General features: G+C 37.8%; 9 protein-coding genes and 1 pseudogene. 2 read left to right on the top strand and 8 right to left on the bottom strand.

The genetic code is table 11. From position 1 onward, the window contains the following. Both ACFE90_RS10725 and ACFE90_RS10720 read right to left on the bottom strand, forming a co-directional pair. Entirely contained in the window at positions 1 to 642 is a 642-nt protein-coding gene (locus tag ACFE90_RS10725) for a hypothetical protein (protein WP_375500266.1), read from the bottom strand. A gap of 422 nt (positions 643 to 1,064) precedes the next feature. Then, entirely contained in the window at positions 1,065 to 1,589 is a 525-nt protein-coding gene (locus ACFE90_RS10720) for a helix-turn-helix transcriptional regulator (RefSeq protein ID WP_375500264.1), read from the bottom strand. Between the two features lie 258 nt (positions 1,590 to 1,847). Here ACFE90_RS10720 and ACFE90_RS10715 point away from each other — a divergent pair. Beyond that, a pseudogene (locus ACFE90_RS10715) lies at positions 1,848 to 2,139 on the top strand (IS4 family transposase); the annotation flags it as partial. Positions 2,140 to 2,494: 355 nt separating this feature from the next. On the opposite strand, the gene ACFE90_RS10710 reads toward ACFE90_RS10715, so the two are convergent. The 3 genes from ACFE90_RS10710 to ACFE90_RS10700 form a co-directional block, all read right to left on the bottom strand. Beyond that, a complete protein-coding gene (locus ACFE90_RS10710; protein WP_375500262.1) occupies positions 2,495 to 2,947 on the bottom strand; it encodes a hypothetical protein in 453 nt (150 codons plus the stop codon). Between the two features lie 24 nt (positions 2,948 to 2,971). Continuing rightward, positions 2,972 to 3,913 carry a hypothetical protein gene (locus tag ACFE90_RS10705; RefSeq protein WP_375500260.1) on the bottom strand — a complete coding sequence of 314 codons (942 nt, stop codon included), beginning with the start codon at positions 3,911 to 3,913 and terminating at the stop codon, positions 2,972 to 2,974. A gap of 914 nt (positions 3,914 to 4,827) precedes the next feature. Continuing rightward, positions 4,828 to 5,118, bottom strand: a complete 291-nt coding sequence (locus ACFE90_RS10700) for a hypothetical protein (RefSeq protein ID WP_375500258.1) — start codon at positions 5,116 to 5,118, stop codon at positions 4,828 to 4,830. A gap of 611 nt (positions 5,119 to 5,729) precedes the next feature. Between ACFE90_RS10700 and ACFE90_RS10695 the strand changes: the two genes are divergently transcribed. Further along, entirely contained in the window at positions 5,730 to 7,592 is a 1,863-nt protein-coding gene (locus ACFE90_RS10695; protein ID WP_375500256.1) for an AAA-like domain-containing protein, read from the top strand. A gap of 257 nt (positions 7,593 to 7,849) precedes the next feature. Here the strand turns inward: ACFE90_RS10695 and ACFE90_RS10690 are convergent, their stop codons facing one another. The 3 genes from ACFE90_RS10690 to ACFE90_RS10680 all read right to left on the bottom strand — a co-directional run bounded on the left by ACFE90_RS10690 (position 7,850) and on the right by ACFE90_RS10680 (position 12,477). Next, the gene (locus ACFE90_RS10690; RefSeq protein ID WP_375500254.1) at positions 7,850 to 10,129 is read right to left on the bottom strand and encodes a carotenoid oxygenase family protein; all 2,280 of its coding nucleotides are present in this window, start codon (positions 10,127 to 10,129) and stop codon (positions 7,850 to 7,852) included. A gap of 272 nt (positions 10,130 to 10,401) precedes the next feature. Next, a complete protein-coding gene (locus ACFE90_RS10685) occupies positions 10,402 to 10,857 on the bottom strand; it encodes a WD40 repeat domain-containing protein (protein WP_375500310.1) in 456 nt (151 codons plus the stop codon). 9 nt (positions 10,858 to 10,866) lie between these two features. Beyond that, positions 10,867 to 12,477, bottom strand: coding sequence for a WD40 repeat domain-containing protein (locus ACFE90_RS10680; RefSeq protein WP_375500252.1), 1,611 nt, complete (start codon positions 12,475 to 12,477; stop codon positions 10,867 to 10,869). Positions 12,478 to 12,713: the final 236 nt, after the last annotated feature.

Genomic DNA, 12,713 nt, shown 5'->3' with positions numbered 1-12,713 from the left:
TCACACCGTCTTGGGAGTAGGCGCATTTTTATCAGGATAAAGATTGCACTGAATAAAATCGCAGTTTTGGATTAGTGTCTTAAGCTCTTTGTAAAATGAACTGTTTGAATCGGTAATCTTTTCAAACAGATTTGAGCGAACACCAACTTTGATATTAAGGTTATGAGCCTTCTGCTTATTAGCCAGAATCATGGCGTTGACTGCATTAGTTGTTTGTGCGTCAACAATATATTCATTAGTAAAAACGAATGAAGTTACCGTGTTATGAAACACCGCGTTTGCTTCTTTAGCTGCTCTTAATGCCGCTTCAATTTCTACTTGTTGCAGTGCTGCATCTGACTGCTGGTAAATACCCTGAGCAACTTCAATCACAACTTGACCACGACGCTTATTTAACTGGGCAACGGCGCCTGCTATATGACAGTTAGAATCAACTTGATTCCAAGGAGTTGTTGGTGGGTAATATCCAGCATACCCCATACTATAAGTGCTAATTTTAGAAAATTGAGATGCAATCACCTCCAACATCTTTACAATATCTTGCTGACTGTAAGAATTCCACAGAGGAGTTGTAGCGTTTGGAGATGTTCTTATCCAGTGACCTACATAAGGTTGAAAGGCGGCGCCGAGAAATTGAGACATAATAATACCTCAAATTGATGAATAAAGTTCTGTAACTTAGGGTGGAAGCATCCTTATAGAGTTAAGACTTACGCAGCATTAACAAGAATTCGCTTTCGACTTTGTACAATGCCATGATATTTTCCTTTAAAAACTAAGTAGTTTGGTGAGGAATTTAAGGGTTAGCTTGTTGACTAACTCTTTCTTTATTTCCTTACTTACATCAATAATAGCTTTGAGAGAATGGATTGTTAATTAACTATTTTTCGGGAATTAGATAATTAATAATTAATTATTTTTAGATTGTATTAATGTGAAAGCCTTCTAGAAATAAGCAGCAGTAAGTGACCATTACACACTACTACTGCTCCTTTGTCTTCATACTCGGTAAATCTAAAATTTAAGACTTATTTAGCCTTATGCTGTTATGATGTTTGCAATCTTTAGTTTTGAATAAGTTTGCAACGCTGTGCCTTTCTCCAAGCATGAGGAGTATTTTGATGGTAGTCACGAAACTGGCAATAAAAATGATTAATATTTTGATAGCCTACTTGTAAAGCAATCTGATTAACAGACTCTTCAGTTGACAATAGTAAAGCTCTTGCTTGGGTCAACCGACGCGAGATAATCCAATCATTGACCGTTTTTCCAGTAAGTCTTCGTACTATATCGGTTAAATAAGCTGATGAATAACCGACTGCTTGAGCTGTTTGTTTCAAGTTAATAGGTTGATGATAATTTAATTCAATGAACTCGAAGACCTCACGCAGTCGGGGAATAGATGGAAATATAGACTCTTGAGTATTTGATTTTGTACTTACTTCAATAGTAGACAATTTCTCCTGTACTAGTTGAACATGAATAATATCATTATCTGTGCCAACTACCTCAAAACCTGCTGTTTGCAAGCATTCCATTAAGAGGTTTTTAGTTTTAGTTTCAGCATCAATTACTAAAATACTGACCATTTTATTTTCTAATATTTAATAGAGTTCTCAACTGATAAGATTTCATCACTTGAAACCCCTTCTATTTAGAGGTTCAGGGTAAGCGAATCTCAAATTTGATTGACAACACATACATTTAATGCATTAAAGATAGAATAGATATTTATAGTTCGGTTGATTTCTACAGGCTAATAGCGATCGCCATTGTTGGTACGTATTCTGATTTGCCATTGGACTGACTGGGATTGATCGTCATGGGTAAATGAGCGATGCCTGCGGCGGTTAATATCTCTCATTTTATTGATAGCGATCGCCTACACTTCTGCCACGATCTCTGGACAACAAATTAAACGTAAAGGTGTCCAAAAATATGTTGGTCGTGTTAAAGAATATGGACGTACTGCAAGGCGGCATAGCAGCTTTTTTATTGGCTTATATGGTCAAACCTGGGTCAATTTTTTGGAACCATGTCAAGAATTTACTTACGGATTTAATGAAACTAAATCGCAATAAATGCAAGTATTATCAACGGGGTCTCAGGGTTATGGAGCTTATTTTATCCGCATCCTAGCCTTTTTTGTCGCCCCGTCAGGAATTATTGCTTATAATCTAACTATTATTAGTCGAGAAACTCTTAAAAAGAAAATAAACTATCACGTTTTTGTTTGAAGTTATTACCATCTATTAAACTTGAGTGTAATTAAATGCTACAGTATCAAAAGTAGCGGGAGGATAGGTAAAATTAGCTTTGTTAATAATCAATACTTGGCATATGTAACTATTGATTATTAACAAAGTTTTATATCTGATTTGCTCAACAGTTTCGCACCGGGAACTAGTCTAAACTCCAGTAGCTAGATATAGGATTCCTATTTGATTTTTGAAATATATGTAGTAATGTATTTTTCACATATGATTTAGGATTTCTATAATGCATCTATAGCTTTGACTATCGCCTTAATTTGAGCAGCAGGATTACCTGTGATGGTCGCATTTACAATAGCGCCTCCTAAACGAATAAACAAATCGACGAATTGGAGGCTTTTCCGGATATCATCGAGATTTTCAACTGCTTCTAACACTTTTTTAGTTGCTTTGTCAATTTCTATTTTAGCATTCTGTAAATCTGTTTCTACTAATATATCTCTCATGCCTTGTGTATCTAGCTCTTGTGCCTTAAGTATCTCCTGGGTAATTTTTGAATTTCTTTCTTGAATATTTTCTTTAATTTGATTTATTTTTTCTAAAGAAGCACCTGTATTAATAAAACCTTGATGTTTCGCTTGCAAGTTTGTTCTTTGAGTCATCAATTTTTGTGATACTTGACGGTGCTGTTCAGCATGATCAAATAACTCATCTGGTGTCAGTTTAGTAGTCATCTGAGGTTTCCTTAAATTATAAAGTTATTTTTTGGGGAACAATATTTCAGATTTTTTCGTAAGGGATTTCAAGTCTTTCGTGTATCCATTAACCATTTCTTTGACTAAAGTAGGAGATGGTTCTTCTCCTGTGACATACATCCCTTTTAACTTTTGATGATCAGCAGCTATATTTTTCAGAAGGAATAAATAGTCTTTGGCGAAATCTTTTTTGGCTTCAATACTACTGTTAGCTTTTTTCCAATCTTGATCAAATGTATGTTCTGTAGTGGTTTGTGCAGATACACTTTCGGTTTGTGGTGCACTCAAGATTCGACCCAAGTAATACCGATAATAATTATCTAAAGCAGCTTGCTCATTTTCTAAGACACCATTTATATAGCCTTTTGTAACTGCTTTCTCCAGAGCAGTGCTTAAAGTTTGTAAGTAATCATTAGTTCCAATGATTACACTTTTTAACTGATCGCGACGATAAGCTTCTGTAGCAATTCGGAAAAGAAACTTAGCGATTTCTGTACCTGCATCGACGGCATTTTTTTGTTCTTCCTGAGTCAACCCTGGTAGACTTCTCAGAGAATTGTTAATTTCATCTAAATTTTTATCATAATTAATAATATTATCTGATGCAAGTTTTCCTAAAGCGTCTAAATAGTCCAAAATCAATGCATTAACGTCGTTTAAAGACTGGCTTGCTGCTGCCGGATTTCCTTTACAAATTTCTCTAGCGCCTTTTCGATCTTTGTCAATTTCTCCGAAATTTTCTGTAGGAATATTTAATAGGCTAAGTTCGGCTGTGCGGCGACAGGACTGATAAACATCATTAGCCATTTCCGGAAAAATAGTTATTGCTTGACCGCGCAGTTTAGCAAGCTCTTGTGCTGCTTTAATATCTGCTCCAGTTGTTCCACAACTCACTAAAAAAAATGTCACAGCTAACAGAGTTAAAGATGTTTCCTTCGTTTGCATTCTAATAATTTCCTCAAAAAAACTAAATATGAAACCACATTTTTATTAACTGCTATTGGGTAGCCATAGCAAGTATAGTAGCCACTTTTCGGCGTTGGTTATTTTGTACTATTGCAGTTGAGTTCATGTTCTATTTAAATACAACACAATTCATTGCAGTATATGTCATTTTTAATACCAATAAAGCAGTAATTATAACAACTAGTTTCAACCGAATAGCACTAATATAAGCACAAATCCTGTGTTAATAGGCTTTTTATAATATCAAATACTTACCTGTTGATTATGGCGAAAATAGAAGGTTCATGTCGCCAAGTGCAGCCTTGTAAGGTCTTGTAAAAATCGGTCATTTTTTAGGGTTAATTGATAAGAAATACAAATCATAACTTTGCCTAGTTTGTCTCCTTTTAGGTAATGTTTTTTAGTTTCGAGACGGAGCAATAATAGGCATCACCGCGCCAAAACGGGAAATTTGTACGCTAAGGCTGAAATCAAGATGGGACAAGCTTTTCAAGACGTAATTTCTACCATTATTTTGGTGAAAAAACTATGATTATGCAGCTAGTTTTGATCAAGTTTTAACGAAAAATCGTCGTTTCAGGCACTTGAAATTTTCTTAGCGTACTATTTTCTTGGATTGGCACGGTGATGTTAACTTCTGCCGCAAACATCAGAGACGTTTATTTACCTTGCCATGATCCGGATCATGGTGAGGCGACGGGCATAAAATTTGACCCCTCAAAACTTTTCAAACACCCTCTAAGCAATTACTGAAAAACAAGTTCATAATTGTTTCCTTTGTTACTTACAGCCGCATATATTGCTTGTCTATTATATCCATCAAGGTTATTGGATACTCTTGCATTTTCACAACTGCGTTCAACATCAGATTTAGGTGTTTTCGTTTTAAACTTTCAGACTTTAGTATCCGGATTTCTTTCCCAGTCACCGTCCAATTTAAGCCAATCTTTTGGGCTATTTGTCTTTAGTCCCCATTCCCACGTTCTACCACCATCAGAAGCTGCAAAGTAACATACAGGGTAAGCAGGGTCAGTACTGGTGTTTTGAGCGCTAGCTGCTGAAATAGGAACAAATAAGTACAAAACTGTAAGCAAACTTAGAAATACTAACTTTACTGACAATTTAGAAAAAACGTTCAGTTTTTCAAGTAATTTAGATTGCAAATTGACATTTTGGTTAGCCATAAGTCCTCTAAATTTGTAAAGTGCTCAGTCACGCTTGTCTTATTTCACTTTTCTCAAGGAGCGATCGCCTACAGCGGACACCTAAAACCTCAGCTTCTTACCGTTCTTACGGATATAAGAAGACCTACAGCCTCTACATGTCATGACTAGTTGACCTCAATTTGTACCGCTATTATTCATCGCCCAAATATAATATTGGTAGTGATTTCAAATGTGAGGAATAGTGCCACTTCGCTCTTATATTCAGAATAATAGCCAAGTAATATATGAATAAAACAGAGCAAATTAATGCAGATAAAGGCGAATAAAAGGGCAGTTAAATGCGGTTATTAAAATCATTTATTTTCAGTGATGACGGTTATCGGGAAAGGCAGAGGGCAGGAGGCAGAAGGCAGAAGGAATACTGCTTCCTGTCCTCTGCTGTGACCGTAGGGAACAAGGGTTTAAGACCCCCACTGAACTCTTGTTCAGTGGCTCCAAGTCAGGAGGGGTCTGAATCCCCTTTTGACTTGTTCCTTCTGCCTTCTGCCCTCTGCCTTCTGCCTTCTTCAATATAATTACCTATACTTAATTAAGTTCCAAAACTTAGAATCTAAAATGGGCTATTACCAATGACTCAGAAAAGTAGACGCCGTGGTTTTTTCGCTAGTGATGAAGGCGTAAAAAAGCTACAAGTAAGAATGAATGAGAAAAGCTATATTCAAGAAGAGCTTGCTACCCAAGCAAACGTGAGTGTTGATCAAGTCAAGCGACTACTTAATCCTCACTGGGGATACAAAGTCCAGAGAGATGCGATCGAGAAAATTGCTCTTGCTTTGGATTTGACACCAACAGACATTGTCGTTTCCCATGAGTGGTATCCTCCTCAAGGAAACTTACAGCCAAGACAAATCACAACTCATTTGCAGACTGAGAAGGTAGATAGCGCTAGAATTTTCATTAGCTACTGCACCCAAGAGCCAGACTTTAGTTTAGTTCAGCAATTGGCTGAAGGCTTGAAAGCATCTGGAAAACAAGTGTTTTTAGGCAACGAGAGTGAAGCAGACTGGCGGTATCGCTTTGATGAACAACTAGAGCATTGTGAATGCTTAGTATTCTTGTTATCTCCTCAAGCAGCTGTTAGCGAAATGGTCATTGAAGGAATTCAACGGGCTAGGGAGTTACATGCTGCTAGACTCAAGAACAAACCAGCTATTCTACCCATCTGTATTGGTGAAGGTATAGCACTAAACCACGATCTGCGCGGTTACCTGGAAGGTATTCAAGCCTGGAAGTGGAGAAAGCCTGCCGATACTTCAATACTTGTTCAAGCAGTTATCAGCCTACTCTCAGAAGACCAAACACAAGTAGCAAGTAGACTTTTGAAAGTACCGACAACCGTATTCTCTATTGTAGCAATTTCAGAAGAACGTCCCTTTCCAGTAGCAGAACCAGAACTGCCTGTGGGTCAAGTTCAACTTGCTTCTGCCTTTTATGTAGAACGTCCTCCAATCGAAACTCGCTGTTACAAGGAGGTTTTGCAACCAGGTGCCCTGATCCGTATTAAAGCGCCTAGACAGATGGGAAAGACTTCGTTGATGGCACGGATTTTGTATCAAGCAAGAGAGCATAACTATCGCACAATTCCGCTGAGTTTTCAGCTAGCCTCATCTGAAGTTTTCACTAGTTTAAATAAATTTTTACGCTGGTTTTGTGCCTGCGTTGGGCAGAGTTTGCGCTTGCCAAATCGATTGCCTGAATTTTGGGACGATATTTTAGGTAGCAGCTGTAGCAGCACTACTTACTTTGAAGATTATTTATTGGCAGAAGCTGACAGCTCTGTAGTTATTGGTTTAGATGAAGTTGATCGAATTTTTTCGCAACCAGAAATTGCTAACGACTTTTTTGGTCTGCTGCGTGCTTGGTATGAAAAAGCGAAATATGGCAATAGCAGTAGCGACATATGGAAAAAACTTCGATTAGTAGTGGTACATTCCACAGAAGTTTATATTCCCATGAACATCAATCAATCACCTTTTAACGTGGGACTAGCAATTGAGTTACCAGAGTTTAATCAGGAGCAGGTAACATATTTAGCACAGCGGCATAAATTAGATTGGAAGTTTGCTCATGTCGAAGAATTAATGAATTTAGTGGGTGGACATCCATATTTAGTACGATTAGCTATGTATCACATCGCTCATAACGAGATCACACTCTTACAATTGTTGCAAACAGCCGCCACGGAAGCTGGACCTTATAATGACCATTTGCGTCGCCATTTGTGGAATTTGGAACAGTATCCAGAGTTAGGTGCACTTTTCAGCGAAGTAGTTACTACAAACAGACCTGTTGAATTAAAGCCAACAGTGGCATTTAAGTTATACAGTATGGGTCTGGTAAAGAAGGAAGGCAATTATGTAATACCACGCTGTGATTTGTATCGTCAGTATTTTCGAGAGCGTTTATTAGCCACTAGAAAAAATCTAATATAGACCAATACCTTTGCCAATTTACGAAGAGCATCCCAAATGTGCAAAAATATTGGACTTTGGACAAAAAAGTAGTGTTCGCGTACAATATACGCAATTTTTGTTTACCTAAACAACGCTGTTTTCTATTTTTCCTCTGCCTAGAGTGACAAAAGCGTCCGAGGAAAGTGATCGCATTCCCAATGAATGTAAAGAAACATTTCTGTTTCTTAGAAGAGGGCTAATGCATTACTTGATTTAGCAATACTGAAAATTCTGAGCTAGGGAGCAAATTCCTTATAAATTTCCTCAAACAATGATTTAATACTATCGTCATTTTGTCTCTCAACGCGCTGAAAAAAATCATCTTTAACTTTTATAATGTTACCGAGCTTAGTTGGATCCAGTTTCTGGACATTAGGTAACCAAGCAGTATGCAAGCTAAAGCCAAAGTTTAAGTCTGGATGACTCAGTTTACAAATTGGTCCTTGTTTTAAACTCTCAGCCTTAAAAATCCAGATTTCATCACCCGTAGACACGTTATTCTCAGATAAATCAGAAATTACAATGCAGACAATGTAACCAGATGTCGAAGATTCTGTATTACTATTACGGGGAATAAACTGAGGTGAATTAACCGTGCATTTCGGAGGAAATGAATAAAAGTCTTGATCGATTTCAAGTTTTTTATCAGGTCGAGTTTGCAGTTTAAACAGACTGGGTAGAGATGCTGCTGGTTTCCCTGGGTTTGAGGCTATGTTAATCACATCCTCAAGAGGAATTGTTCGATATTTATAATCCTTGTAAAGATCATGTACATATTTAGTTTGCAAATTGGTACATCCCCAAGAAATCCAGTATAGAGTATCTATAGTTTTTGGTGCTGCCCCATCCCAGATAGCAGAGAATGCTCCATAGTGAGTATAGAGAGCTAAACCCCAAGTTTGATCCCCGTAAACTCTCTCTCCATCACTTTGCTCTCCATCGCCCTGCTTTTTCAATATAACTCCAGTTTTAGCATCAATCACATAACGTCCTGCATAGTTAATATCAGTTGGACCACCCGATAGTGCGCCTTTAAACCCATCAAGGATGACATCTAGTCCAGCAGGAGGTCTATCAAATTTCCGCAACCATTCCGCTGAATCTGAGGCACACATATGAGCGACATGCAATGTAATCTGATTATCAGGATTCTCGTAGTTAAGCAAGAAGTGTCCTGTTTCTCTGGGAATGGTAATGCGTTTAGCCGTTACTGTTTCAAAATCATTATTGAGATCGGCACGATTAATAATGTACAGAATCGTCTTATCTAACTGAGGTTTACCGAATATGGGCCTAGTACACTCTGCCAGTTCTTCAGGGCTGTAGAAAACTCCATCAATACTTAGTTTAAAAGCAGTATCAATCAGGACAATGTAATCTTTGCTAAGTCCCATCTGATGGATAGTTTGCTGAATTTTTACAGGTTTTATCTCAGCGCCATCGATGTATTCTACTTTCCATTTTTTTAAATCTTTGTTACCATTCCAACGAATTAGATACGTTGAATGATCCTTACGCAAACCAAACTCTTTATCTAGAGATTGTTCTTTTGTTTCAGCTTCGTTTATGAGAGATTTTATTCTATGATTAGTACTATTTGTTCTTGTTACAGCATCTGCTTTAATTATGTCAACAGCCTTTCTAAGGTCTTTAACGACATCGACTTCTGCTGAATCTAAATCAGAGAACACATTTGGATACATTAGATTTAGAAGATTTAAAGCAATCAGGTGCTTGTAATCTTCATGTTTATTTATTTCTTCTTCCGTAACATCTTGTTGCAGTCGTCTAAGTTCTGGCTCGACTTGCTGCCGCAATTTTTGCCGAGTTTCGGCTGTTTTTGTCTCATAATAGCGAATGGCTCTTAAAATACGTTCTGACATTCCTGCATATTGAACAGTAAAGAGCTCTCGGCGATCAATTGGATCGAAGACGGGATGCGCGGTGCTAAAGATAAATGGAAAGGGCCAGAAGCTCATATCATCAGGCTGAACCCAGTTATCAACAGCACCAATGGGAGTGATCAACTCAAGGGTCAAAGGATCAACTTCATAAGGACGACCTACATCCCAAGTGACTAATAAACGATCTTGCTCGTCAGTGGGAAAGCGAAATGGCTGTAGACCCGTATTAATTTGATTGTATAAGCCCAGTCTAGGAGAAATCCGCGCTATACCAAAATCCCTAAATTTCCAAATTTCGTTTGATTGTGTATTGGTAATGCGATCGGCATAATAGCAAGGAGTTTTCGTATCTTTTGCTAAGATGAAAGCTTTGCCAGGTTCTGACTTTTCTCCTTGCTTGTTGAAGTCAATGCGATAAATTTTACCAGTTCCATTTAGTAAAGGAATACCAGTACCATAGGGATCGCTAAGAGTTCCAACAGGAGCCACAATGAACATATGTCCCTGTAAATCAGGAGGTAAACTTCCCTCTTTTATTTTAAGTAAAAGGGGGAAGTTTACATCATTTAATCTCATAAGAGATAGTGGAAGATTTGGAGGATTTTTTACCATCTTTTTTTCCTATTAAATATCTTCAACCTTGTGTAAATCAAATATTTTACACTTATTAGTCTTAATTTATAAACAGTATTACTCCATCTTTCCATTTCTTATTTATATCTACTATTATTTCCATATCTACCTCTAAATTTATAAAACTGTTTGATGTCAAACCTGAAAAAATCAAACTTATAAAGTTAAAATTAAGCTTTTATCTTTTAAAACTTGCTTCAGCCTGCCTGAGATCAAATTACCTCTGTAGTACAAGCTCATAACTTAGGCTTTCATCTATGGTCAGAATTCTCTATTGCATCCTGCTTATTGTTTTTTCTTACGCCGATTTCTTCAGCAAATATATTATTTGTATCAATTAAATATTTTTTTGAGTTTTTAATTATAGTATTACAAAAATTACGTTCCCTCGCGTCCGCATTTAGACTATTGCTCAAATAATCAAACAACCAAGTACAGGCTTGTCGGGTTAAACTTCCCAAGCTCAATTCTGGCAGCGTATTTAGATCGAGCAAAATCATCCGGTGATCAAAACCAGCAGATACAAGTAATTGACCATCTGGACTAAATTTCACACTATTTACAGGAGCAGAATGTCCTTCTATAGTTCGGATTTCTTTGCCTTTGAGATTCCAAAGTTTTACAGTTCCATCCCAACTAGCTGAGGCAAGCATCTGGCCATCAACGCTAAAGTTAACCTCTGTAACTACATCATTATGTCCTTTTATACGTGTTAATTATTGCCCATTCAAACTCCAGAGCCTGATTGTTTTATCTGCACTAGCTGAAGCTATTAATCGATTATTAGGACTGAAGCTAACACTGGTAACTTCATCCTGATGACCCTTGAAAGTTTTCAATAATTTTCCATCAATACGCCAGAGCTTAATGCTACTATCTGCACTGGCAGAGACTATTAATTGACCGTCAGAACTGAATTTAACACTTGTTACTGGAGCTTCATGTCCAACAAATGTCTGAAGTTCTTGACCATCTCTACTCCAAAGTTTAAAAGTATTATCCTGTCCTGTAGATATAATTGTTTGACCATTTGGGCTAAAACTAGTTTTAAGCCTAACGTGTCCAGGGATTGTAAGTAGTTGTTGACCATTAGAATTCCAAAGGAGGATACTGCCATCCCAAAATACTGTAGCAAGGGTATGCTTATCTGGACTAAAGCTAATACTCCAAACTGCATAACTTTTTTTATCTGTTCCCTGCTTAAGTATATTGATTTGTTGTCCTTTGCGGTTCCAAAGCTTAATAGTTCGATCCCAGCTAGTAGTAGCTATTGTTTGACCATCGGGACTAAAGTTCACATCTGTGACTTGGGCATCATGTGCTTGAAATATTTGCAAATTTTGCTCTCTATCTTTTACTGTCCAAAGCTTGATGGTGTGATCCCAGCCACCCATCAGTAAATATTGACCATCAGGGCTAAAATTTAATCTAGAAATTTGAGCAGTAGTTTTAAGAATTTTCGCATCTTCTTGCTCATCCGGTTTCCATAACCTGACTGTACTATCAGAACTGACGGCAGCTAGGATTTTACTATCAGGGCTAAAATGGATATCCCAGATTTGAGCATGAGTACCAAGCAAAGTTCTTAATTCTTGACCATCCAAAGTCCAAACTTTAATAGTTCCATCATTACTGGATGAGGCAATTTTATGACCGTCAGGACTGAAGATAACTTCAGTTACTGTATCTTGATGCCCTGTGAATGTTTGCAACTCCTTGCCATCTAAGCTCCACAGCTTAATTGTGCTGTCTGCACTACCAGAAGCCAAAGTCTGCCCATCAGGGCTAAAACTAAGTCCCCAAATCCATCCCTTATGACCTTGAAAGGTTTGTAACTCCCTACCCTCTAAACTCCAGAGCTTGATAACGCCATCAGATCCAGCCGAGGCAACATACTTTCCATTAGGGCTAAATGCAACTTCCCAGACTTCAGCAGTATGACCTTTTAAGGTATGCAGTTCCTGTCCTTCTACACTCCATAACTTGATTGTGTGGTCGGAACTAACTGATGCAACCGTCTTTCCATCAGGACTAAAAACAGCATTCCAAACTTCAGCTGTGTGACCTCGTAAAGTTCGTAGTTCTTTTCCTTCAATATTCCATAATTTTACAGTTCCATCCCAACTAGCTGAAGCAACCATACGACCATCTGGGCTGAAACTAGCTCCCATAACTGGAGCACTGTGCCCTTCAAAGCGGCTATGCTCTTTTACTGCCTGTAAGCTTTGTTGGAGACTGTTTAGAATCGCAGGCTCTATGCTTGGTGCGCCCCAGCCAACAGAGTGCAGCCTTCTACTAGCTTGTAGAGATAAAATTAAGGCATCCAAAGTTTGAGGGCTGTTAGATAGAAAGGTGTTTGAAGAAGAAGTTAGAGCTTTAATTTTTAAAGTAGGGAGTTGTTCTAGGGCGTGTCATCAATTGAGCCAAATGACAGAAGCAGCCAGATAAATTGCACCTAGGGACTTCCAAGGAATAAATTACTCAGAAAAAATCATAAGTTGACATTTTCAAGATAATGATAATCATTATGAGGAGGTAAGTGGTGGTTGCCGACGGCAACCAC

The organism is uncultured Nostoc sp., assembly GCF_964245445.1.
In the GTDB taxonomy this organism is placed as follows: domain Bacteria; phylum Cyanobacteriota; class Cyanobacteriia; order Cyanobacteriales; family Nostocaceae; genus Nostoc.
The sequence above is the reverse complement of the archived record's forward strand: the minus strand, read 5'-3'. Positions and strand labels throughout refer to the sequence as shown.